Annotated in this window: 17 protein-coding genes; 3 read left to right on the top strand and 14 right to left on the bottom strand. The window is 41.7% G+C overall.

What is annotated here, in order from left to right; genetic code table 11:
* The first annotated feature begins 7 nt into the window (after positions 1–7).
* Both HC965_RS16785 and HC965_RS16790 read left to right on the top strand, forming a co-directional pair.
* Positions 8–1936: a RagB/SusD family nutrient uptake outer membrane protein gene (locus HC965_RS16785; protein WP_191032532.1), complete on the top strand. Its 1929-nt coding sequence runs from the start codon at positions 8–10 to the stop codon at positions 1934–1936.
* Between the two features lie 36 nt (positions 1937–1972).
* Complete coding sequence (locus HC965_RS16790; RefSeq protein ID WP_191032533.1) at positions 1973–3538, top strand: LamG domain-containing protein; 1566 nt, start codon at positions 1973–1975, stop codon at positions 3536–3538.
* Between the two features lie 116 nt (positions 3539–3654).
* On the opposite strand, the gene HC965_RS16795 is transcribed toward HC965_RS16790, so the two are convergent.
* From HC965_RS16795 to HC965_RS16815, 5 genes are all read right to left on the bottom strand, one after another.
* On the bottom strand, positions 3655–3921 hold the full coding sequence (locus HC965_RS16795) for a hypothetical protein (protein WP_191032534.1): 267 nt from the start codon (positions 3919–3921) through the stop codon (positions 3655–3657).
* A gap of 312 nt (positions 3922–4233) precedes the next feature.
* Positions 4234–5790, bottom strand: coding sequence for a sulfatase (locus tag HC965_RS16800; protein WP_191032535.1), 1557 nt, complete (start codon positions 5788–5790; stop codon positions 4234–4236).
* Between the two features lie 60 nt (positions 5791–5850).
* Positions 5851–7233: an alpha-L-fucosidase gene (locus HC965_RS16805; RefSeq protein ID WP_191032536.1), complete on the bottom strand. Its 1383-nt coding sequence runs from the start codon at positions 7231–7233 to the stop codon at positions 5851–5853.
* 291 nt (positions 7234–7524) lie between these two features.
* A complete protein-coding gene (locus tag HC965_RS16810) occupies positions 7525–9396 on the bottom strand; it encodes a RagB/SusD family nutrient uptake outer membrane protein (protein ID WP_191032537.1) in 1872 nt (623 codons plus the stop codon).
* Positions 9397–9416: 20 nt separating this feature from the next.
* Positions 9417–12635, bottom strand: a complete 3219-nt coding sequence (locus HC965_RS16815; RefSeq protein ID WP_191032538.1) for a TonB-dependent receptor — start codon at positions 12633–12635, stop codon at positions 9417–9419.
* 176 nt (positions 12636–12811) lie between these two features.
* Between HC965_RS16815 and HC965_RS16820 the strand changes: the two genes are divergently transcribed.
* On the top strand, positions 12812–16918 hold the full coding sequence (locus HC965_RS16820; protein WP_191032539.1) for a hybrid sensor histidine kinase/response regulator transcription factor: 4107 nt from the start codon (positions 12812–12814) through the stop codon (positions 16916–16918).
* Positions 16919–17014: 96 nt separating this feature from the next.
* Here the strand turns inward: HC965_RS16820 and HC965_RS16825 are convergent, their stop codons facing one another.
* The 9 genes from HC965_RS16825 to HC965_RS16865 all read right to left on the bottom strand — a co-directional run bounded on the left by HC965_RS16825 (position 17015) and on the right by HC965_RS16865 (position 24850).
* The gene (locus HC965_RS16825) at positions 17015–18301 is read right to left on the bottom strand and encodes a lamin tail domain-containing protein (RefSeq protein ID WP_191032540.1); all 1287 of its coding nucleotides are present in this window, start codon (positions 18299–18301) and stop codon (positions 17015–17017) included.
* An 87-nt stretch (positions 18302–18388) separates the two neighbouring features.
* Positions 18389–18799, bottom strand: coding sequence for a HEPN domain-containing protein (locus HC965_RS16830; protein ID WP_191032541.1), 411 nt, complete (start codon positions 18797–18799; stop codon positions 18389–18391).
* Entirely contained in the window at positions 18790–19116 is a 327-nt protein-coding gene (locus HC965_RS16835; RefSeq protein ID WP_191032542.1) for a nucleotidyltransferase domain-containing protein, read from the bottom strand. The genes HC965_RS16830 and HC965_RS16835 overlap by 10 nt, the downstream gene beginning before the upstream one ends.
* A gap of 73 nt (positions 19117–19189) precedes the next feature.
* Positions 19190–20224, bottom strand: a complete 1035-nt coding sequence (locus HC965_RS16840; RefSeq protein WP_191032543.1) for a DUF4857 domain-containing protein — start codon at positions 20222–20224, stop codon at positions 19190–19192.
* Positions 20225–20264: 40 nt separating this feature from the next.
* Positions 20265–20933: a hypothetical protein gene (locus HC965_RS16845; protein ID WP_191032544.1), complete on the bottom strand. Its 669-nt coding sequence runs from the start codon at positions 20931–20933 to the stop codon at positions 20265–20267.
* A gap of 22 nt (positions 20934–20955) precedes the next feature.
* A complete protein-coding gene (locus HC965_RS16850; protein WP_191032545.1) occupies positions 20956–21843 on the bottom strand; it encodes an ABC transporter ATP-binding protein in 888 nt (295 codons plus the stop codon).
* Positions 21844–21865: 22 nt separating this feature from the next.
* A complete protein-coding gene (locus tag HC965_RS16855) occupies positions 21866–22432 on the bottom strand; it encodes a PepSY-associated TM helix domain-containing protein (RefSeq protein ID WP_191032546.1) in 567 nt (188 codons plus the stop codon).
* A complete protein-coding gene (locus tag HC965_RS16860; RefSeq protein WP_191032547.1) occupies positions 22419–23006 on the bottom strand; it encodes a hypothetical protein in 588 nt (195 codons plus the stop codon). The genes HC965_RS16855 and HC965_RS16860 overlap by 14 nt, the downstream gene beginning before the upstream one ends.
* Positions 23007–23224: 218 nt before the next feature.
* Positions 23225–24850, bottom strand: a complete 1626-nt coding sequence (locus HC965_RS16865) for a fimbrillin family protein (RefSeq protein WP_191032548.1) — start codon at positions 24848–24850, stop codon at positions 23225–23227.
* Positions 24851–24863: the final 13 nt, after the last annotated feature.

The following is a 24863-nucleotide window of genomic DNA, read 5'->3' on the forward strand; positions in this document are numbered from 1 at the left end:
TAGAAACATGAAACAGTTATATAGATTTTCAGCAATCGCTTTATCGGTCCTGACGTTGTCTCTTGCTTCGTGCAGTGATTACCTCGACCGGGATGATGATGACAACATTACGGAAGCAGATGTGTTTGCCCGTTACGAGAAAGTGAACGGACTGGTATCGGATGTATATGCCAATGCCAAGAAGGCGGACCGTCCGCTGGTATTCTTCGAACACTTCAGCAACAGCGCCATCACAGACGAATGTGAAGGTACGAATGTGGAAGGGAATATTACGAACAACTTCAATAACGGTGCCTGGAATCCGAACTCCCTGCCGGGTAGCGTAGGGCAATATTGGGAAGCTCTCTATGAAGGAATCCGTAAGGCAAACCTCATTATAGAGAATGTTCAGAAGTATAATACGCCCGATAATCCCCAGCAGGACGGTGACTTGCGCAACCGTATCGGGGAGATGTACTTTATGCGTGCTTATTTCCATATGTTGCTGGTGCGTATGTATGGAGAAGCTCCTTATATCGACTATGTGATTCATGCCGGAGACAATATGGATTTCAAGAAGGAATCTGTTCATTCAATGGTGGAAAAGATTGTTGCGGATGCGCAGGTTGCGTATGGCATGGTGCCTAATAAATATGTGAAAACTTCGGAAAACTTCGGCCGTGTAGATAAAGGTGCTTGTCTGGGATTGATTTCCTTTGTTCGCTGGGTGGCGGCAACTCCGTTGTGGAATGGGGCTACCCAATATGGTTACAACTTGCGCCGTGTGTTTGAGGGTGAATATGCGTATGATATAAATCGTTGGCGAAAGGCGAAGGAAGCGGCTAAGGCTGTGCTGGACTTTGAGGTCGGCGGTACGAAGCGTTATTCTCTTTATATGAAACATGATGCAAGTGATTTCAAAGACCCGGCAGACGGAAACTTGAACGACAGTCGTGTATATGCCCGCTTGTGGGATATGTTCTATGATATGGATGCATTTGCCAATGAATGTGTATTCTTCATGACGAAAAGTAAAGACCAGGCATGGCAGGGCGACATTTATCCGCCTAGTCGTGAAGGTAGTTCCCGTCAGCAGCCTGTGCAGGAGCAAGTGGACGAATATGAGTATATTGTAGGTGATTACGGTTATCCGGTTTATTCGGCAGAAGCACGCAAAGGTGGCTATGACGATACCAATCCGTATGTGAAAGGAACTCGCGACCCGCGCTTCTATCGGGATATAATTTATCATGGAGCTCCTTATCGCAACAATAAGAATGAATCGAAAACAATGAACACCGCTAGCGGGTCGGATAAGATTGGCGCGACCAATGCAACGACTACCGGATATTATTTGCGTAAAATTCAGCAGGAATCCTGGAACAAATCAGGTAATTTCAGTATCAATGCGCCCGCTATCTGGCGTCTGCCCGAATTTATCTATATCTATGCGGAAGCTTGCAATGAATTGGGAGAGGATTTGGATGAGGCTTACAAACTGGTGAATACTGTCCGCGAACGTTCGTTTATGAAACCGATGCCGCCGGAAGTAAAGACCAACCAACAGTTGATGCGTGAATATATCCATCGCGAACGCCGTGTAGAACTCTTCTATGAGGGAAAACGTCCCTGGACTTGCCGTTTGTATCTGGAACCGACAAGCAAGGAGGAACTGGCGAAAGAAAGTCTTTGGAAATCCAGTGGCAGCGATAACTCAAAGCGTACGCAGAAGTACTGGGCGGCTAATTACGGAGCATTACCCCGTTGTCAGAGAATGATTAACGGTATGCGCCCGGTACAGGATGAGAATGGCTCTATCACGGTGGATGGTGTGAAGTACAGAATGGAACGTTTCTGTGTGGAAGAACGCACGTTCTCCATCCAGCATTATCTGTTCCCGATTCGTCAGAGCGAATTGCAGAAGACGCCGTCTATTGAACAAAATCCCGGATGGTAAACCGATAGGAATGTATAACTTTAAAAAGAAAATCAGATGAAACGAATCTATACATATATGTGTCTGTTGCTTTTATCGGTGTTGTCGTTTGCCGTTGCCGGTTGTGATGACGATGATGATGACGATGTAGCTCAAGACCTGATAGAGTTGATAGTGAATAAACCGGTGGTACGTATCGGGCAGAATGAGGAAGCCAAAGTGAGTGTGGTGGTTGGAAACGGAAACTATTCGGTGAGAAGTTTCAATACGGCTATCGCGACGGCTGCGGTTTCCGGTGAATTGATTACGGTGAAAAGTGGCTCGCAGAACGGAGCCACTACCATAGAAGTGATGGATGGCGAGGGAGTAGTTGCCAATATCTCTGTCAATGTAGGTGTTTTCGCACTGGAAGTGAATGAATCGCAGGTAACGCTGGAAGTAGGGGATGAAAAACAGTTGATTGTCAGTATGGGAAATTTCTCCAGCAATGATGAACTGTCTTATGTGGTGGAAGATGAAACGGTTGCCAGCATGGTCAATACCGATGTGTTCCGTCCTTTCTATACATTGACGGGACTGAAGAGCGGGCATACAGCGGTGACTTTCACTGACCATAAGGGAAAGCAAGCTACGGTTCAGGTGACTGTAAGTCCTATTTCCATTGATGTATCCAACTTGACTCCGAGAGTCGGCGTGAATAATAAGATGATGATTACCGTAGAGAAGGGGAATGGCGGCTATAGCCTGACTGCCGAAGATAATTCGATTGTGGATATACAGCAGGTGGATGATACCCGCTTCAACCTGATTGGTAAGAAAGCCGGAGTGACTACGGTATATGTGAGAGACCAGGCAGAACAAGAGTTACCTTTGACGGTGACGGTTGTACTGGCGGATAAGGTGGCGAATTTAGGCAGCAGTAATTATTTCAAAGTGCCGTTTACCTATAATGGTGTCGCAGACGAGTCATTGAAAAGTCTGAATACAATTACGTTTGAAGCTCGTTTCAATATGGAATCATTGAATGGAAGCGGCGATGCACGCATCAATACGGTGATGGGAGTAGAGAAGAAATTCCTCTTGCGTGTGGATATCCATAAGGGTGGCAGCAATGATGAGGAACGTTTCCTTCAGTTGTCGGCAGATGATAAGGGAAGTATCCGTTATGAAGGTTCAACGAAAATAGAGACTAACCAGTGGTATGATGTCGCTGTGGTATTGGATGATAGTAAGAGTGGCAGCGACCGGATTGCAATGTATGTGAACGGTATCAGAGAAACTCTCCAACTTTCAAGCGGTGAACCGGATAAATTGAAAGAGGTCGACTTAACTTCAAACTTCTTTATCGGTCAGTCCGACAGTAAGCGTCGCTTGAATGGTGCACTCAGTTATGCCCGTATCTGGACAACTGCCTTATCTGATGAACAAATTGCTGCGCAAAGTGGTAAGATTCTGAATGAAGATAAGGAAGGATTGGTTGCCAACTGGCTGTTCAACAATGGAAACGGTAATACTAAAACATTTGTTTCCCTGGCGGACAAGAGTTTTGAAGCAGAAGCTGCGAATGTGGTTTCTACCTGGAAAGCGGATCCAATATTGGAAACAAGTACTCCTACGGAATGATTGTAAGAAGATAGGATAATAAAAAAGCCATCCCCGGAATAGACGTAAGTGGGGATGGCTTTTTTTGTAGTGTGCTTACTATTATTCGGCAGACTATGTCCTGCTTGTCGGCAAGGTTATTCCTTGACAGGCTCAGCCGGTTTGTCTTTGGATGCAGTGTCTTTGACTACTGTATCATTGACAAAAGCGGTTGGTGCGCACAGTTCTGTTTTCACAGGCTCGTCTTTAGTTACAGTATCTTTTACTACTGTATCGTTAACGATAAGTGCTGCATTAACTTCTGTCCGGGCTGTCACAGCTTCTGCAGAGTTCTGAGCCTTTACAAGGAATGAACCACCACAAACAAACATAAACATTGCTACTACTAATACTAATTTTTTCATAATCATTTGCTTTAATGATAATTAGACATATGTTTTCAATTCTCTCTTGTGTTAAGGAATCGGTTGTTACTTTTACATTAACTCCTAATAAAGGTCAAAGTGCGTGCCAAAAAAAATAATATATTTGTAAATGGTTGATAAATAGGATGGTAATAGTAATGATGAATAATGGCCATGTGTAGAAAGCAATGGGGAATGTGTGGAAAGTGTGGCGGGAAGTGTAGAATTATTCCACACTTCCCGCCACACTTTATGTTCCGATTATGCTCCGGTTATATTCCGATTATGTTCCGATGAGTCTATGCGATAGAGTTAATTGATTTCATCTGGCCATGGACAAGGCTTTCCAGTTGCTTTGACAGTCGGACGCTGTGCGTCTACTTTTCTCAAATAGTTACCTAGTTCTTTAGATAACCTTTTTACAATGTCCGGATGTTGTGCGCTAAGGTCGTTGCTTTCGCCTATATCATCCGGGATGTTGAACAGTTCTTTCTTCCCGGTGCCATAATAATAAACCAATTTCCAGTCTCCATTGCGCACTGCACAGTTGAAGTTGATGCCCGGCCCGTCATTTCCCCAATTATTGGGCATATTCCAAAAGAGACTGCGTCCTTTGGATGGATTTCCCGTTTGTTTCAGTAAAGGTAGGAAGCTCACGCCGTCTATCGGTTGCACTGTTTTGTAGTTTTTGACACCTGCCATTTCAAGAATAGTAGGGTAGAAGTCCTCTATCAGCAAGTAGTTATTGCATTTGCTTCCCGGAGCGACTACTCCCGGCCAACTGACTATCATCGGTTCGCGGATACCGCCTTCGTAAGTAGAACCTTTACCGCTGTTCAACGGATGGTTTTGTGTGTGCAACTTTCCGTCACGCCAGTAGGATTCGGAAGCGAGTCCGCCGTTATCGCTCATAAAGATGATGATTGTGTTATCGGCTTCTCCGTTCTTTTCTACCCAGTTCATTAAATCACCCAGACTTTTATCCATACCTTCAATTAGCGTGGCATAGGCAGCTTCATGGTCTGTCATCCCTTTCTTCTTGTACTTCTCATAGAAGCGCATATCCTTGTTCAGGGGAACATGGATGGCATATTGTGACATATACAGATAGAAAGGCTGATTATACTTTTTCGCTTTATCCAATGCTTTGACGGCTTCCAAAGTCAACGCTTCGGTTACAAACGTTTCCGTTCCCCAATATTTTTCTAATCCGGGAACAGCCATCAGTGATATTGGTTTCCCGTCTTTGGTATGTCCGTAGTTCTCTTCGCCCAGGTAACTGGCAAGTCCGCCGGCGGCATGTCCGGCAATATTTACCTCGAATCCCCAATGATGCGGGTCTTCTCCCGGAGTATCTATGGCTCCGAAATGAGCTTTCCCGCAATGGATAGTATGATAACCGCTGTTCTTTAGCAGTTCCACGAAAGAAGTTCCTACAAAAGTATTGTTAGTGCCGGGCACCTGGCTCACTCCATTGTAATTCCAGTCGGGAACAGCCAGGGTACTATCTTTGCGGTCGGTCATTGTATTCTTTTGCAGCGTCCAGTTAGTTACCCGGTGACGTGCGGCATTGGTTCCTGTGATAAGGCTGCATCGGGTAGGGGAGCTGATACTGCTGGCATACGCTTGGGTGAACATCATCCCTTGTTTCGCCAACCGTTCCATGTTGGGAGTTTCGTACAATTCGTTGTAATGTGTCTTTTGCGTCCAAAATGGGAGTGAGGTGTCTTGCCATCCCATATCGTCTACCATAAAGAGAATGATATTCGGACGCTTGTCCGCACGTTCTGTTTGGATATTGCTTTGTGCTTGCAGACTGGTTGCTGCGAGCGGCACAAATGCGAGGGGGAATAATGTCTTTTTATTCATGAGGGTAGTTATTTGGTGTTATCGTTATGTATTCTTGACTGTTCTATTCTTAAAACTTTTTCAGTTTATAGAATATGCGCTGAAATTAATAATGTCCGGCAATGCAATAGATTCGGTTATAGTCAGTCTCAATGCGTCCGTATCTACAGGATTGAACTTCTCTATGCGTTTATGTCCTACGGATTCTCCGTTACAGATAGTCTGCCACTTTCCGTTTACTTTAGCTTCTATTTTATATTGCCGGATGCGTTCTCCGTTTTTGATGTTTTCTTGAATAATACAGTAGTTTACTCGTTGCTTATGACCTAATTTCAATGTGAGGCTTTTCTTCTTTCCCGAAGTAGTAACTATCGGGGTAGAGAAACGATGGTTGATTTCGTCACCCATTTCTTTCAATCGTTCTGCGTCTCCAACAGGAATCAATCCGGTAGGGTCGGGAGTCAGTCCGAGGATAAGAGTTGCATTTCGTCCCACCGACTTTTCATACTTATCCATCATTACATCTAACGGGTAGATATTGTTTTCATCATCCGGTTCCCAAAACCATTCATGGCGACCGTTTGCCCCTCGCAGTGGTGTGTCTGCCATAGCAGGAACCCAATACTTCCCCTCCTTATCTCCATGCTTCAACAATTCCAATTGGTCGATATTGCTTTCAATGCGTTTGTGATGTGAACAGGGAACAGGGAAAGTAGACCAACATGGATATTCTACCGTACCCGTTTCCGAACCACCCCAGCGGAAATCGGCACGGTCAATATTATGATAAAAAAGGCAATTCGGCTGATATTTGTTTACGATAGGTTCTACATCGGGGCCATCCTCGCGTGGGTCATCGGCTCCACCATCAAACCATATCATATATAGGTCACCATATCGGGTGCAAAGTTCCGTCACCATCTTTTCACAAAGTCGTTTATACCATGCCTGACGGTTGCGGGCAAATTCTCCTTCTCCTTCCGCTTTGAAATTATGAATACCTAATAAAGAATTCCATCGAATACCTACATAAATACCCGGTTGCAGACCATATTTGCGACAGGAATTAACGAAGTCGCGTACAATATCCCCTTTACCATCGCGCCACTTGACCGCCTTTAGGCAGTAAGGATTAACATTGCTTTGCCAAAGTCCGAAGCCCGTTTCATGAGTCGCAGTTATTACAGCGAATTTGCATCCGGCAGCTTTGGCTGCTTGCACCCATTGGTCGGTATTCAGTTCGGTAGGATTAAAGATGTTATAATCTTCGATAGGATTAATGCGGTTATTGCCTTGTCCATAGCGAATGCCATCGAATACATGTAAGTCGTAATGAAATACAGCTCCCATTTCAGCTTCGTGCCATTTTAATTGATGAGGCTTAGGGATGGGAATATTTTGTTGCTGTGCGAAACAGCAGACAGAGCAGAATAGTAAGAGGGAAAGATAATATAATTTTCTCATGATATCTATTTATTATGGTTTTAAATACTTTGCAAATAGGTCATCAATTTGGATAAGCCCGTTTTTAATTGTGTTTTGGACTTCTGAACTTTCTGAGTATGTTGTTTGGCGATATAATTCATTTGATGTGGGGCTTTTGTCCGGTTAAAAAGAATCCATGTACTTCATATGCATATCAAGTATTGTGTGATGGGGTAAAGATAAGCATTTTATTTAAAATTAGGAAAAAGGGTGTGCCAATAATAGTCAGAACTATTTGTCACACCCTTTGCCGGACGTTATCAGTAACACCTATTGAAGTGCAAATCCGTCAGACTTGACCGGCCATCCTGGATTCTGATATACGACAGAAGTTGAAACATCACCCCCCTTTTCTGGAGTAGAGGTTGTGAATACATCTAATGATAGTGGGCTCAAATAATTCGCTTCTTCGAAGTTGTATCCGTCTTTGGCTAAATTATTGTTGTGATAAGGGCGCAGATATTTGCTTACGCTCTTGTCAACCGGGGTAAATTCAGTCCATTTTGTATAGGTCTCATAGTTTTTATCCCAATAATTAAAACCTTCTATCTGATAGTTTTTCATCTTATCCAATGCTCTCCAACGGTAGAGATCGTCTTTGCGCATTCCTTCTGCGATAAATTCACAACGGCGTTCACGACGAATGTTATATAAGGTGGCGTCTACTAATTCAGAACCGGAATATCTTGCCAGATCTATTTCTTTGGATAAATCGGTATTCTCGATAGTAGTCTGATAATTCACGTCTACCTTGGCTCTCTTTCGCAGTGCTTTCCAATATTTATCACTGTTGGTGTCTAGAACTTTATCTTTTAAATAATCAGCTTCAATGTAATTAAGATAAGCTTCTGCAGCGCGAAATATAGTCAGGGCTAATGGGTATGGAGCATTGTAGGCAATATCATTATCTATCCAGCCTTTGCGAATGAGATATCCTGTAGTTGACCGTTCTGCATCGGTGGCAGCTAGTGCAGGCTGAGTGAAATTCTGCTCTTTGAATATTTTATCACCAGGCTTTGCCATTGAAAGGGTTAATCTTTCGTCTCTATTATCGACTACATTTTCGAGTGTTTCATCTCCTTTATAGTAGTCTCCGGCTGCATAAATAGGTTTTCCATTATCCATTAGATAGCTTTCAATTAGCGATCGGGTATATCCGGTCCCATTTCCGATTACTCCATACTCATTGATCCCATGAAGTACTCCCAATACACTATTCATAACTTTAGCATTTGAACTATACATACGCCACAGTAATACTTCACTTTTGTCTGATAGGTCTGATTGGTTGAACATGCTTGCATAATCTGTTTCCAGTTGTATGGCATCGGCTACCGGTTGTGCCGCTTTCATGGCTTCGTCAAGGAAGAAGGCAATTTCTGTGTCCAGATTTCCTTCGAATGTTCCACCTGGCCATCCGGGACCTCCGGGAACACGCGCTGTGCCTTTATGATAGGTTTCCCATGTCCCTTCATACAATGCTACACGAGATTTGAATAGTAAAGCACTTTCTTTATTGATACGGTGTGCAGTAATAGCGTTAGAACGTGGTTGTAATCTTGAAATCGCTTCGTCTAAGTCTTTGAGAATGAATCGTGCCACTTCATTTCGTGGACGTCGTTTGTTGGCTTCTACATTGGCTTTATAATCTCCGTCATTTAAGAAGGTGGTTAGAATGGGAAAATCACCATACGATTTTAAATAATTGAAGTAAATATATGCCCGAAAGAAATACATCTCACCGATATATTGTTGAACGGCAGTTGAACTTGTTAGTGTTCCATTCTTTAGGTTTTCTTCGGTATAATACAAGAAACGGTTACAATCTCGCAGATGACCATGGTTATTGTAACTACCCGATGCTGCAACTTTTATCTGTTGGGGTATAAAATTATTTTCGGGAGTTGTAGCGGCCATATCATCGCTATTGTTATCAGCTTTGAAACGACCCAGATTGAGACTTGTCCCATGGTCGGGTAATAAGTCATATTTCTTGTTACAGTAAGGTTCCAGTTGATTCTCGGCCGTGAAGAAGCCTTCGTCAACATTGTCGGACAGGGGCTGTCTGTCTAAAAAATCATCGCATGACGCAAACAGTAGTAATGCGGCAGTGAAAAAGATGGATATATTTTTAATTTTCATAATTACTCTTCTTATAAGGTTTATAATACGATGTTGATACCACATGAGATTGTACGGCTTAACGGATAGGTCATACCATTCTGATAAAGAGCTTCCGGGTCAAAGTTAGCGTTGATCTTGGTCCCTGTCCATAAATTGTCCGCAGAGAAGAAGATACGCACTTTTTCGAGATAAGCCTTTGCTGTCCAAGTTTTTGGAAGAGTGTAGCCTATTTGTAAGTTTTTCAAACGGATATAAGCTGCATTCTGTAAATAACCGGATTGTTTCTGGCGATTCTGTCCGCTATTCATGATCGGACGTGGAAAATAACCGTTTGTATTAGCGCCCAGTTCATCTCCTTCGGGACGGAAGAAATTCATGTGCTCTTTATAACCTGTGGATGCCCATTCATTACCATTGATTCCCCAAAATATCATACCGTCCAACCAGTAGTCGCGTTTCATTACACCTTGGAACATAACACTGAAATCGAATCCTTTATACTCTGCTCCGAGATTAATGCCAAATCGATAACGGGGAGTACTGTTACCTATTATGCAAAGATCGCCAGGATCTTCTGCAGTGGTCCCTTTGGTAATGGCGGGATCGTCATCTAGATTAGCATACATCATGTCTCCGGCTTTCCAGGTCTTTGTTCCACCGGCAAGTGTGTTTTGGTCATGAATAGCTATATAATCAGCAATCTCTTGGTCTGTTTTAGCCATGCCAAGTGTTTTTAGCCCCCAAATTTCACCTAATTTCTTACCTGTCCAGTATAATTCATTGCCATTACCGTCAACAAACTGTTTATTTGCACTGGGATAGTCGGTAACCTCCGTTTGTGAATCGGAAACATTGAATCCTACATAATAATTTACTTGTCCTATACGGTCTTGCCAATTGATTTGAAGTTCCCAGCCTTTAGTTTGTAAAGAAGTGTTATTCTTTTTGGGAGACCCTGCTCCTACGATTGGTGAAATAACTTCAGCAGGTCCTACCATGTCTTTGGTGTTGCGGACAAAGTATTCGAAGTAACCTGTTAAACGATTATTTAATGCTCCGAAATCGACTCCGTAGTTATAACTATAAATTCGTTCCCATGATAACAGTGAACTGACCAGTCCTGGTGAGGATGCTATATTCGACTTATTCGTTGTATTGGTCAACCATCTGCCTCCGGCATCTGGAGTACCTACAGTGATATTCTGAATAGAATAAGTAGGATACCAGTTATCTGTATTTTGATTACCTAGACTACCATAGGAGAATCGTGGTTTTAACAGATTTACGTATTTTTCAAGCGGTTGCCAGAAATTTTCCCGAGCTATGTTCCAACCAATGGATACAGAAGGAAATGTTCCCCAACGGCGATCTCCTCGAAAGCGTGATGTACCGTCACGACGTATATTAAATTCAAATAAGTAACGGCCTTTGTAGTCGTAATTCACACGGCCGAAATATCCAAATGTTGCCCATTCGTTTATGGTTGCATCGTTACTGCTAACTCCATTAGCTGTGTGCACGGTTGCTACATTATCATTGATTACATCAGTACGTTTTGCCCATAATTTATTGATGAAATACTTTTCACTATTCATACCAATCATAATTTTAAAGTTGTGATCGTTGAAGAGAGAAAAAGTATAATCTGCATAGGCTGATGTAGTAAATAAGGAACTTTGATTAGCTTCACTGTAAGCTTGTGTTTTACCTGCTGCTAAATCAGTATCTCCTCCTAGCCATTGCTCTGGAACAGGTTCATTATTTCTATTATATAAGTATATTTTGGCTACATTGTAACGGTTTTGGAAACTTTCTGTGCGTAATGCTACGTCCCCATGTATTGTGAGTCCTTTTAGAGGAGTGAGTAAAACACTTGCTTGCGTATAATAGTCATCATTGATAGTCTTGGAACGTCCGCCTGAAGTTAATTGCATCAGTTTAGGATTACGTGTGTAGTGACCGTTATTATCATATAATGGCATGTTAGGGTGTAGTTTGGTTGTCTCAGAGAAGAAACGGTCTCCATACAATTTTAGAAATGTAGGCATTTCTATATCCTCTCGTATGAAACGAGAATTAAATTCAACTTTCATCCATTTAGTGATATCTGCACTGATTTTAGCACTGGCATTGAATCTCTTTTTAGAATCATCCGTGTAATTCATTTGTCCTTCTTGTCCCATGTATGCTCCGGACAAATAATATCTTACTTTCTCACTACCACCGGAGAAGCTTACGTTATGTTCTTGACCGAAAGCAGTTTTATCAATATAGTTTCGTGTCCAGTTTTGGTTGTCATTAGATCTAATATTAAAGACAAAGAAGTTATCGCCTTGGCTTAGTGAAGGGTCGGCAGTTTCTGTAATTTCTCCTCGCATATATTGCTGGATTCTGTCCATTGTTTCTTGAGAGAAAATTGGGGCTCCGCCGTCATCGTTATTTGCTTTTGCCCGATTGAAGTATTGGGCAAATGTATAAGCATCGAGCATATCAGGAATATTAGTTGGACGAGACCAGCGAAAGTTTCCTGAATATTGAACGGAAACTTTCCCTTTTTGTCCAGACTTGGTTGTGATAAGCACAACACCGAATGGGGCACGTGAACCATATACAGCAGAAGATGCGGCGTCTTTTAAGATGGAAATGTTTTCAATGTCCTGAGGATTTAATGTGTTGATGTCACCTTCTACTCCATCAATCAATATCAAAGGTGAAGATTTTGAACCGGTTCCCAAATTACCTGTACCACGAATGTTTATAGAGGGATTGGCATCCAGCTTACCACCGGCATTAGGCGTGCTGATATTTAATCCTGGCACTGCTCCCTGAAGAGCCTGTGCTACGGAACTTACCGGGCGCGATTCCAATACTTTGGTATCTACTGTTGCTACTGCTCCGGTCAGGTTTACCTTCTTTTGCGTACCGAAGCCTACCACTACAACTTCATCCAGATTCTGTGTGTTTTCGACTAAGATAATGTTAATGGTCGTCTGATTTCCATTGACTGTGATTTGTTGAGGTTGATACCCTATATAGGATATCTTTAGTACGCTTCCTTTCACGACATTTTTGAGTGAGAAGTTACCATCCATGTCTGTAATGGTTCCGTTGCTGGTGTTTTCTACTAATACACTGGCGCCGATGATAGGCTCATTGAGCCTTTGGTCCATAACGGTGCCTTTGATACTGAGTTGCTGGGCATATATAAAGCTAATACCTAGCAATAGCATGATGAGTAATGATGTTAGTTTTCTCATTGCATTTCATTTAAAGTTAAACATAGTGTTATATTGCAAAAGTACGTGAGCGTGGATTTTCGAGATATGCATGTTCTTATCATTTAGCATACATGTTTAATTCAAACATTATTTCTTTATAACTTTTTTTTGTGTATTTGAGTGTGACTTTGTTTATTTGCATTAAAACAAATGCAATGAAGTGCTTAAATCCAATTCTTCTTTTTTTAATTGTAAGTAGTCCAATAAGTCTTGTTCATGCTTTTTTTGATAAGGATATTCGTATCTTGACAATGCAAAATGGATTGGCCGATAATACAATAACCTCTATATATAAAGATGATGATGGATTTATGTGGTTCGGAACAAGTAATGGGTTGAGCCGTTATGACGGCAGAACTATCAGAAATTTCAGACCGATAGAGGAGTACCTTCCTAATACCGTTATTATGCGATTATCGAGTGATTATTTAGGAATTATTTCTAATGGGACTTTTCATTCTTTTAACCGGAAGCTGGAAGCTTTTATTCCTGTGTTCTCAGATTTTAGGGAGGAGAAATTAACCTTTGAACATATATTGCCAGCTGATGAGTCTTCTTTTTGGGGAATATCGGGAAAAAAGTTACTATTGTGTCAATGGGAAGAACAAACGAAATCGGAAAAGAATACATTTTCTATTCATGTTAGAGTACAAAAAGAGTATAACTTATTATCGGGGAATGATGTTTTTTTTAATACTCTCTGCTATGACGAGGAGAATAAAAATAAACTTTGGTTGACAACTAATAAAGGGGATTTATTTCTATTCTGTCCGGATACATCAGAGGTGTGTCTAAATATTTCGCTGGATCATGAAACCCCTTTGAGAATAACTTCTATTTTAAGTAGAGAGGGTATTGTTTGGGTTTCAACTTTAGTTAGAGGTATTATTCGCTACCATACACGCACCGGGCTTATTGATCGTATTTCTTATGGCGGAGTGGAAAAAGAGAATCTCCTGTCGCATACAGATGTGTATGAGACGATATACATTGGTAATAATCGTTACTTAGCGGCTACATGGAGTGGATATACCTTATTGATGCCTGATAAAGACAAAAAGGAAGAGTTAGTTTCAGAGATATACAACTACACACATACACAGATTTACCGGAATCTTGAGACAAGGATGATTTCCGCTTATTATGATCCAAATGGTGTCCTATGGATAGGTACCAATGGAGGTGGAGTAATGTACTCGGACTTGAGGTCTCAGTTTTATAACCGCTATAATCAGGACAGGCATAATGAGATATGTAGTGTGCTCGTGGATGATGAGCAGTATATATGGCTGGCTACTTTTCATAAAGGCATATTGCGGAGCGATATGCCGTATATCCAAGGGAAAAAGCTGAGCTTTTCTGAAGTGAATATTAAAAGTTCAGAGTCGGAAGAAACTATATTATGTGCTTTGAAAGATTCTGTCGGAAATCTTTGGTTTGGAAATAAGAATGGTATGCTGTCTGTTTATAATGTTAAGTCCGGTAGCTTTATAATCCGCCCTCTATTGATAAACGGGATTGCCAATGAGTCTCCTGTATGGGCTTTGTATATGGATGGGAAGGAACGACTTTGGGTTGGTACTGAACAAGGACTTCTTTTATATGAGCCTCAGATAGGGACATGTGTAAAACTGCCAGTAGAGTGCTGCTTAGACGAAAAAAGTCCTCTTTGGGTACGTGCCATCGCCGGAACAAAAGATGGGACAATATGGCTGGGGACAAGTGAACAAGGGGTATGTCGGATTACAGAGTCAGCTTCCTGTGATATAATGGCACAAAATGGTTATGAATGTAGTATAAACTTGGATTATCATTCTGTACGTTCATTATTGGCATCTTCGGATGGGAATTTATATGTAGGTTATACTGATGGTTTTGCTATTCTGTCACCTTCTCAAGACAAATTCTGCGAGTTTTATACTACTGACGATGGATTGTGCAGTAACTTTGTCGGATGTGTAGTGGAAGATGGTAAAGGTCATATTTGGCTGGGTAGTAATTCAGGAATATCACGTTATAGTCGTCATCAACATCTTTTTTATAATTATTATATTACAGGAAGTAATCGTTCTGCTCTATTCAGTTGTAACACTTTGTTTTTTGGAAATAATCAGAGTTTGACTTATTTTGACCCGGATGAAATAGACGCTTATCCGAACAATGAACGCGTTTTGATAACTGGTTTGGAGGTTGATAGTCATCCGGTTGAGATAGGTGAAAAGGTGAATAATCAGATTGTGCTTGACAAAATGATTTCTTATACGGAACAGGTGATCTTGAATAATAATAATCGGGATTTTTCTTTAGTGTTCAATAATTTGTCTTACTCTAACGAACAACAAAAATATAACTATCGGCTTTTGCCTTATCAGAATGACTGGTCGATATCTGATGATGGGGAAAAAGCGTCATATACTAATTTGCCTACTGGAGATTATGTCTTTGAAGTAAGAAGTATTTATCCGGATGGACAGACAGGAACTGTGACTTCTTTGAAAATCGTGATTCTTCCACATTGGAGTAATACCTTAATATTTCGCATTTTCATATTCTTGTTAGTATTTGGAGGGATAGTTTATTGCATACGGCTGATAAAAATACGCCATAAACGTTTAGAACGAGAAATGCAGATGAAACATGAGTTATTAACTATCAATATGGAACGTGAAAAGGAACATCAGATACGTATGGAGCGTGATAACTTCTTTATAGGCGTTGCACATGAACTGAGGACTCCACTAACTTTGATCTTGGCTCCATTGCAAGAGTTAATGAAACAAGGTCATTCGTCAGAACCTTTTTATAAGAAATTGCAGGTAATATATAAGAATGCAACTTCGCTGCATACTTTGGTCGATCATTTACTATATATACAAAAAGTAGGGGCTGGAATGGTGAAACTTCGGATATCGGAAGTAGATTTGGTACAATTGATAAAAAATGTGTCGGATCCATTCCGGCAAATGGCAGAAATCAGGGGGGTGCATTTTGATATAAATCTACCGGAAAAGAAACTTCTGTTTTGGGTAGACGAGAACAAGATTTTTTCAGCTGTACAAAATCTGCTTTCAAATGCTTTTAAATATACACCATCTTCGGGAGGTGGTAGTATCTCGCTTTCTGTTTCTTATGTGATGAGGGACGGGAATGGTTATTGTCAGATAGTTGTATCAGATACTGGTGTAGGAATCTCGAAAGATTTACAGAAACATGTTTTTGAATCATTCATAACAGGAGAGAATATACCGGAGATTTCGACAAGGGTAGGAATGGGGTTACACATAGTGAAAAACACAATGGATTTGCATCATGGCTTGGTTACATTGGAAAGTATGCCAGGTGAGGGAAGTACGTTTGTATTGTATATTCCTGAGGGCAAAGAACATTTCTCTAAAGATACTTATGAGTTGACGAATTGTCAACAGAAAGAAATAAGGCAGGAAGATGAATTTGAACCGGAATTGTTCTTGTCGGTTTCGTCTGATGAAACGCAGAATGTGACATCAAAGAAAAGTCTGTTAATCATTGAAGATAATGAAGATGTTCGTGATTATATTCATGGTTTATTTGCCTCTAAATACGTTGTCCATGAAGCAGATAATGGCGAGAAAGGGGTGTCTATGGCAAAGGAACAATTACCGGATCTGATAATTTCTGATGTGATGATGCCTGTAAAAGATGGTTTTACTTGTTGCCGGGAGATTCGTGCACAGCAGGAAACTGCACATATTCCTATTCTAATATTAACAGCTAAGGCGGAAGATGCGGATGTATTACAAGGTTCGCATAGTGGGGCGGACGATTATATGATGAAACCTTTTAATCCGGAAATCTTGAAGGCGAAGGTGGATAACCTGATTTTACAGCGTGAACAATTAAAGCGGATTTACACAAAAGCTTTGATGCTGAAACAAAAATCGGAAGAAGGGGAGCATGATGATGCTTTCTTGCAGCAGCTTATTCATGTGATAGAAGCAAATCTTTCTAATGAGAACTTAAATGTCAAGATGCTAGCCGAGCAACTGAATATGAGTCAGCCTACATTATATCGTAAAGTGAAACAACGTAGTGACTTGTCTGTAATAGAAATGATTCGCAGTATCCGTATTAGTAAAGCCGCTTCGCTAATATTGGAAAATCACTATTCGATTCAGGAGATTACAGAGATGGTCGGTTATTCGGATACCCGTACTCTTCGCAAGCATTTCACAGAACATTTTGGGGTATCTCCTTCTAAATATATCGGGAAAAAGAATTTATAAAACTGTAATGGCTTGATAAAAGTTGACTACTATTGGTTTTATCTTTGGTTTCTGTAGACAAGATATCTGTCTTATCTCTAACGAGTGTGGACAGGTTTAGTCTTGTGAATTTTCTTTTCCCGGAGTTCCGCCAGTAGAGTCTTTGGAAGAATGCCAGTTCTTTTTAGTCGAAGAGGTTAGTTCCGGTGAAATCTTCTCAAGAGATATGCCTTGATGCCTTTTATTGTTGGAACTGTGCATAGATTCAAAGTAGCTGCATTTGTCGATAAGTCGTGACTTCTCTTCATTTGTCATAATAGCTAGGTGGCTGTCCTCATTTGTCAATACAGGGAATTTGGGAATATCGATGATTGTTTCTCCGTTTACTTTATGTTTCTTGATAAGAGTGGCGGCTGATTTAGTAAGACATATATATCCATAAGGCGGAACGCTTATTTCCTGCTTGCCGTCCATCTGTTGGAGAATAACACTCGTCTTGGTTTCTGTAGAATTACCTCCTGTATCAATATACCTCATAAGTTTTAATGACGGAATAGATACTGTGGAGTCGGACGGATTATACAGTTCAATATATTCCGCACCGTCTTTTGCATTATCATACATCACTTCATTGAACAACAGTATGTTCTTTACTTCTTCCGGATAATCGGGAAGAGTCGGGTCTACCGGGACGTCCGGCTCATCCGGTGTGTCATCGGGATTAGTAGTCGTTTCTACATCATTAGTCAATCGTATATGATGAAAAGTGAAGCCTTGGCATCGTGTTTTTGTATAAACACAATATATTCCTGAGCAGATAGAATTTTGTATGCTGATGTCTTTGATTTGTTTTTCTTTGGTATATTCGTTTTCAGATTCCAATCGTGTCCAAAAAGTCCAGTAGCCGTTATTGTCACATTCTACCTTTATGTATAGTTTCGGTGAATTGTCTCCTTTCATCAATTCTCTTCCCGATGCCAACAGTTTCGGTTGGTCACCATTCTGACGATAGAGTGCTACATTATCTTTAGCTCCGCCTATTTGTATAAAATAACCGTTTAAATTGCCGGTTAGAGTGTTGGATGAAGATGTCAGATAAAAACGTGCGTAATTATTGGCGGAAGGATTAAAAGTGAAGTGAATCCCAAATTCCCAACAGGTATTTCTGACAGTAGTGGAAGGGATTGTAATATAGGCTGTTCCGGCAGTCTCTTCCGGATCATTCAGATGCACTCCTTCTTTAGCATTGATAGTGAATTTATCGGTTTCCCCTGCCCAGGGAAGTTCGGATGTAAGATTGTCTTCTTCAAAATCTCCCTTTTCTTCGTCGTCGGCAGGAAGTGAACAACTATGGATTGTAGTAATAAAAAGACTCAATAAGAGAAATGCCTTATAAATTCTCATACGGTTTAATTCTTAGATGATTCTCAACTTCTTTAACCGTATTTGTTTGTGTCTAACGCAGAGGCAATTGCGGCTTCAACTATTTCTTTATTCTATCTCCTTAAGTGAAATAAGTTCTTTGATTTTTAATATAAACAGTTCTGTCTTATCTAGCAAAGGTATGACATCCTCTTTCGTCCAATCGAATAAGTCATCATAATCTCCTGATTTTCTCATATTTTGTAGTCGGGAAACTAAATGAGCATCTTCTTTACTAACAAGTCCTTTAGTGACGAATATTTGCCCGAATAGGCAGATAACCCCATTATGAGTTTTTGAGAATAGCCCCTTATCGGTAAGTAAGGCGGAAACAATGTGGAATGCTGCATAATATAAACGATTGGCAACTAGATTCCAATGTCCCAATTTTGCATTATCTTTAGCTTCAATCATTGTAGCTTCCGCTTTTTGGATGCGGTAGGCTATAATGGCTTTTTTTTCTTCAAGACTTAATGACATAGTACGATTCCTTCTTGTTCTACATTTTTATAAAAGAAAGTGAAGCTTCTTTTTTGCCAATCCTTATATGTATATAAAACGGGATTTATCATTATTCCCATTTGCCATCCAAGTTCGATAAGCGGATAGGCCACATCATTAAAATCAGTGTTATTGATTCTATCCTTATGAAGAAGAATGAGAATATCCCAATCGGAGTCTTCTCTCGCGTCACCACGAGCTTGAGACCCGAACAGCACAATCTTTGCCCCTGACGGAAGCAACTTCTCGGCTGTTTCACGAATGGAATATATCACTCTTTCTTTTTCTTCTTGCATAAAAAACTTCCTTTTATGCAAAGTAACAATATATTTTCTTTTTATCCTATTAAATCCGGCACTTTTTCCAGTCCTATTCGAAGCGCGGCATTACATATTTATCCTTGTAGGAAGTGAAAGTAATACCCGGCATGGGATGAATATTCGATTCATTCTCTAACGACTTAATCAATGAATAATCATCGGCATTCAATGCATAATAATTATCGGAAGCCTGAGTTGTTACCCGGACAGTCCAGTCGAACATATTGCCTATGATAGTCAAAGCGTCCGTTTCGGGATTGAATGTGGGAATACCTGTTTTTACTAGATCGTATGTGCGATTCTTCAGCACGTAAAGGGCATTGTTGACGTCTGTCATAAAAGCAAGCGTCTTTTTATTTCTGAATTCTGTCAGGTATAGATGATTCAATGTCAATCCTTCCGGCAACGTGATGGCACGGACATAAGGACGATCTTTTACCTGTTTCAGATGAAACAGACGACCGTCGGCATCCAACAGGAGATACCCTTCGTCATACTCTTTCTTTACAGTCGGATTTCCTGCTATTTCCGTAGCGGGAAAGCGGAAACCTTTCTTGGACATAGCTTCCGTGAACAGAAGACTTTTATCTGCCTTTACACTGTTGGTGCCCATGTCGATAAAGTCAATCCCTTGGGAAGTGATGCGAAATACATCATCCGGCATCTTCAAGTCTACACGGCCGGACATCGATTCGAGCAAAGGATAAAGACCGATAGAAGGCGCATTGATATCCGAAGGCACACTGCGGAAGTTGAAATTCTCCATTTGCACCAACTTAGGATTAACCGCTACTCCTTTAATCGTATCCGGGAAACGCTCGTCGGACATCAACTGACGGAAATAGAACATCGGGAGAATACTGTCGAAAGCAGCTTCCGAGTACACATTCCCGGCAAGGTCACGGCGCACCGTTCCTTTTCCTTCCTCCTGTCCCATCTGGGCAAAATCCCCAATCACGAAACTATATAGCGTAAAGGGAGTCTTCTCCGGCTTTATGACAAAGAAATTGTAACACCAGGGCAACTGCCATAGAAGCAGGAAAGCAATGGTGACATATAATAATATTGTACTGAAACGTCTCATCTTTAATTCTTCATTATTAATTCTTCATTCTTCATTTCTTTTAGTCTTGTTTCCCCGCTTTGAACCGTACGATAGAAAGCCAGGAGAAGGAAGCCGTCAGCAATGTGTAGACCAGCAGATAAGGCAGGAACTTATTGTATGCTTCCGGTGTAGGCGACAAAAAGAAGATTCGCAGTAAAAGCACGGCGATGACAAGATTCAGGATACGACGTTTCCATGCCGGTTCGAGACAAATCCAGGCTACGAGCAGATAGCCGGAGATTCCGGCAAGATACCACGTCAGGGCAGTGAGCAATATGTGGTTCTTCAACTCGTGGGCAAGTATCCCGTTCAAGTATATCTCCATCAACAGGAAATTGGAAGCAAAGCAGACGAGAAGCAGAATCAGGCCGGAGAGTAACATGTTCCCCGTCATTTTCAGTTCAGGATAAGGCAAATGAAGAGTCAGCTTCAGACATTTGCGTTGCATCTCGGGCACAAACTGCACGATAGCCATCAGGATTCCCGCAATCAGCGGAATATATTGCAACATATCAATGAATATGACATCGCGTTGCAGCATGACTTCCCATACATGAGCAGCCCCTTTCATTTCTACCACCCGGTTGATGCGGAGCATACAGTAACCTGTAAAACCGAGTGTGGCGAGCACGGCAAGCAAGAAATACCACCGTGTCTTTATCCATTCTTTATAAAATATAGCGTACATTCTTTTGAAAGTTATAAGTTATTTAGTATTTCCCTGTCAGACCGATAAAGGCATCTTCCAGATTCACCTGTTCGCTATGCAAGTCCGTATAAGGAACTGACATTGATTTCAGCTTCTCCTCTGTTTCCGCAGGCGGCAGGAAGGAGAAAGTCTCCAGCGTATTCCGCATGACGGAAGGATGATAGAAATCCCCGGATGCGGGAAACTCATATCCTTCGGGAACCGTAAATGTATAGCGGCGTCCCTTCTCCAGTAACTCGGAAATAGGTTTCTGAATCAATATCTTTCCGTAATCCATGATGATGCAATCATCAACAAGACGTTCCATATCCTGGATGATATGTGAAGTCAGAAAGACGGTTTTTCCTTCAGAACGGGCATAGTCGCGGAGATAGTCTACGAACAAGCGGCGGTAACCCGGGTCGAGTCCGAGGGAGAAATCATCCAATACCAAAAGTTCGGGATTCTGCGCGAGAATCAGTCCGAGGGCTACTTGTGAGCGTTGTCCGCAAGACATACGTGAGATACGCTGTCCCGGAGCAACTTTCAACTTATTCATCAGTTCATAATACGCTTCCCTTTTCCACTGGCCGGGATAGAAAGCGGCGTAGAATTTCTCTATTTCGGTGATGGTCATAAACTGATACTGTACATGACCTTCAATCAGCAGCCCGATGTTGCGACGCAGGGCGGGTGCCATGGTTTGTATCTCCTGTCCGAAGATACGGCATTCTCCCGAACGAGGCTTGAGGTAGCCGCTCAGGATATTTATAGTGGTGGTCTTACCCGTACCATTTTTTCCCAACAGTCCCAGGATACGTCCTTTGGGCACTGTGAAACTAAGGTTCTCGTAAATCAACCGTTTGCCGTAGTAATGCGTCAGGTTGTTACATTCGATAATTTGTTCCATTTGATTTTATCTGTTATTCTATTCAAAAGAAGAAGAGGAAAAGCAGGGGAATCAAGATTCCGACAATGAGTTCTATTCCTCCTCTACCGATAATACCTTTATTCCCTTTCAGCATGATGACACCGGAAAGAGTGATGATGATAAGTCCGATAGCGAAAATATCGGCAAAGTACGTCCACCACTGTCCCGGATTGTAATGCAGACGGGACATCGCCCCGATAAGCGGACGGCGGGTGACAGACTCGTAGACTGCTTCCCCCGTCTTTACATTCACCAGCAGGTTGGAACCGCCTTTCAGAAAGACTTTCATCACGTCCGTTTGAGGGAAGTAATGTTTGGTGTAATTGCCAGTCTCTCCCAGTGGTTCCAGTAAAGTAAGTACTTTCTCCTTCTTCATTCCGGCTTTGTCCGGCAGGTTTTCTGTTATCTTATATTCTTTCCGCGTGATGGAGAAGTTCGGATTAATCGTATCGCGATGATTCATCACAATGCCGGAAATGGCATATATCAAGACCATTCCGGCAAAGAAAAATGATAAATCGCGGTGTATAATCCGACTCCATTTGCGGACGCTACTACTCCACTTCATATGAATTAGCTTCCATAAAATAGAATGATAAATACTCTTTTCCTGCGTTTGCTTTACGGTCGGCTATCTTGGCGCGGAAGTCTGCAATGCGGGATTCGGGCGTGTTGGCTGTTTCGCCGCGCGCTTTCTTCTCTGTGTCGCATCCGGCTTCGCCTGTTCCGTGTTTCTCGGCGGCTTGCGCTTTGAGTTGGGCTTCCCAGTTTTGGAGATAGGCTTCGTCGATGCGTTGCTCTTTCAATGTACCGGTGACACGAACGATAGAGTTTATGCATTTGGGGTCGAATGCTCCCAGTGTTCCGGCTTCTACACGGATTACTTGCGTGTCGTCACTGCCCATCAGGAAGATTTTCTTTGCGCCATGTTTGCAGGTATGTGTACAAACGCCTTCGATGGTTACTTCTTTTCCGGCAAGGCTTTCGGCATTTGCCAGGAGAGAATCGATTTCTAAAGCGGAAGAGACGGTTTGTTCCGTAGTTGCTTCTGACGCGCTTTTTTGTTGTTTGTTACCACATGAAGTTCCGATAATGGTTATTGCCATGAGGGCAATTGCGATTGTTAGCTTTCTTGTTTTCATTGTTACTGCTTTTGTTTTTTATATAGTTTGTAAATAGTTTATTGTTTTGTTTATAGCTTATAATAGTCAGTCCTATACGTAATGAGTTTCATCCCTACTTGAAACTATCTGTTTCACACCGGGGAACACTTTGTTTCATTACTTGAAACCATTCGTTTCACACCGGGAAACAAACAGTTTCAAGCCTTGAAACAAATATTAGCCTTTGGGAGGACGAATTAGTCTCTTACGCAACGGAGTTGCATACCAGCTTTGATGCTGACATAAGATAATGATAATCTGCCTTCCGGATACTTGGCTGTATTGATTGTACTCATCAATCCAAAGAACTGTATGTTGGTAAGTAGTCCGCTGGTGCTATTGTATATGGGCTTGAAGGCAGTCGAAGTCATATAATAGTTCATTGCCGGTTTTCCATGCCATGCAGCTTGAATTTTGTCATCACTGGCTATTGCAGTCTTTTGATAACTCCCCGCACCTGTAAGACTTGTTGCCATGCGAACACCGGAGAATTGATAATTGAATCCTGCGTCATTAAGTGACGGAATTTTGGCTCCATCATAAGCTGTATCATAGAAAAGAGCTTTATCACCGTCTTCCGGTACTTTGCCATCAACATCATTAGTAGATTTTCCTACCAGATTAAAGTATTCCAGGCGTGTCGGTATATGCCATCCCTTCGGACAGATACCTTGTGCTCCTTCAAAAGAGGTCAGATTAGTTTCTGTAATTTCCTTACCGCCAAATGCAGCTTGCAGGTCATAAAGATAACCTAATTCTTTTATTGCCTTTTCATCTGTTGTAGCTACGGTTGCACCTTCGGCTGTGATTTCATACGGATACCAAACATGGCTGTCGGCAGTCGGGTCGGTAGAAGGTGTGAGTCCTTTCGGTAAGTAGATAAGCGGTTCAGCCATCCAGGTTGTACCATTCGTCAAAGTTACAGTATTATACTTCACTCCATCATATAAGAAATAGTTCTCATCGAGATGTTCTTCGAATGGAACCTCATTGTCTGCACCGATTTCTCCTTCATCCGTCCAGTTCTCAATCTCACCGTTAAGAGTAACGATAATATCATCGGGTAATACACGAACGTTCACACTGTATTGTCCGCCTTGAGCCAACTTGGTAGAAGCGAGTTTCTGTGATAAAGTCTTGCCATCGGAAGTCGCTACTTCAAGCGTGAAAGCTACCGTTTGCGGAATTACGATGGCACGGTAAGTTTCGTTTGCCTTAACAACTTGTGCGGTAATATCTGTTGCTGTGGCGTTCTCGTCTGCTGTCACCGAAAGAGCTGCCAGGTCGACAGCAGCAGTAGGAACAGAACCTTTCAGTGCAACTGATAAAAGGTTGAATTCAGTGTCATTTTCCACATTGATAACCAGTTTGGTAAGGATATGCTTAAAGTTCATAACGACAGCATTGGAAGAAGGCAATACGCCTGACTTGCTTGCAGCGATAAGGTCGGATGCACTGTATCCGGTGGCCTGGTCAGTTTGGTTGGCTTTTACGGTGAATGATGTCGGAGCTCCGGCTGAATTATAAGGATAATAAGCCACTATCTGCGACTCGTCATTTCCTTCCGTGTACCAAAGTAAATCACCGGTGAATACTCCGTCGCTGAATGTCATCAGCTTATTTGCTGCATATACGAAGTCATTGCTTCGGGTGATTGTTACACCGATTTGGTCTGTGTTTTCGAAATTTGTTTCCGTAGCACGTGTGATAATAGGAGCGATGGTGATACGGCTATCGGTATCAATGGGCGTTGTTTCATTCTCTTCCTGCTGGCAAGATACCAACAGCGCAACTGCGAACATAAACGTCAAAATCTTTTTCATTGCTTAATAATTT

The sequence above is a fragment of the Bacteroides sp. GM023 genome (genome assembly GCF_014750685.1).
GTDB lineage: Bacteria > Bacteroidota > Bacteroidia > Bacteroidales > Bacteroidaceae > Bacteroides.

Bases quoted from the DNA above. Each gene is read 5' to 3' on its own strand.
- HC965_RS16855 (WP_191032546.1), bottom strand. From the start codon at position 22,432: ATGAAGTGGAGTAGTAGCGTCCGCAAATGGAGTCGGATTATACACCGC.
- HC965_RS16835 (WP_191032542.1), bottom strand. From the start codon at position 19,116: ATGCAAGAAGAAAAAGAAAGAGTGATATATTCCATTCGTGAAACAGCC.
- HC965_RS16860 (WP_191032547.1), bottom strand. From the start codon at position 23,006: ATGAAAACAAGAAAGCTAACAATCGCAATTGCCCTCATGGCAATAACC.
- HC965_RS16820 (WP_191032539.1), top strand. From the start codon at position 12,812: ATGAAGTGCTTAAATCCAATTCTTCTTTTTTTAATTGTAAGTAGTCCA.
- HC965_RS16795 (WP_191032534.1), bottom strand. From the start codon at position 3,921: ATGAAAAAATTAGTATTAGTAGTAGCAATGTTTATGTTTGTTTGTGGT.
- HC965_RS16805 (WP_191032536.1), bottom strand. From the start codon at position 7,233: ATGAGAAAATTATATTATCTTTCCCTCTTACTATTCTGCTCTGTCTGC.
- HC965_RS16800 (WP_191032535.1), bottom strand. From the start codon at position 5,790: ATGAATAAAAAGACATTATTCCCCCTCGCATTTGTGCCGCTCGCAGCA.
- HC965_RS16850 (WP_191032545.1), bottom strand. From the start codon at position 21,843: ATGGAACAAATTATCGAATGTAACAACCTGACGCATTACTACGGCAAA.
- HC965_RS16840 (WP_191032543.1), bottom strand. From the start codon at position 20,224: ATGAGACGTTTCAGTACAATATTATTATATGTCACCATTGCTTTCCTG.
- HC965_RS16815 (WP_191032538.1), bottom strand. From the start codon at position 12,635: ATGAGAAAACTAACATCATTACTCATCATGCTATTGCTAGGTATTAGC.
- HC965_RS16845 (WP_191032544.1), bottom strand. From the start codon at position 20,933: ATGTACGCTATATTTTATAAAGAATGGATAAAGACACGGTGGTATTTC.
- HC965_RS16810 (WP_191032537.1), bottom strand. From the start codon at position 9,396: ATGAAAATTAAAAATATATCCATCTTTTTCACTGCCGCATTACTACTG.
- HC965_RS16790 (WP_191032533.1), top strand. From the start codon at position 1,973: ATGAAACGAATCTATACATATATGTGTCTGTTGCTTTTATCGGTGTTG.
- HC965_RS16825 (WP_191032540.1), bottom strand. From the start codon at position 18,301: ATGAGAATTTATAAGGCATTTCTCTTATTGAGTCTTTTTATTACTACA.
- HC965_RS16865 (WP_191032548.1), bottom strand. From the start codon at position 24,850: ATGAAAAAGATTTTGACGTTTATGTTCGCAGTTGCGCTGTTGGTATCT.
- HC965_RS16785 (WP_191032532.1), top strand. From the start codon at position 8: ATGAAACAGTTATATAGATTTTCAGCAATCGCTTTATCGGTCCTGACG.
- HC965_RS16830 (WP_191032541.1), bottom strand. From the start codon at position 18,799: ATGTCATTAAGTCTTGAAGAAAAAAAAGCCATTATAGCCTACCGCATC.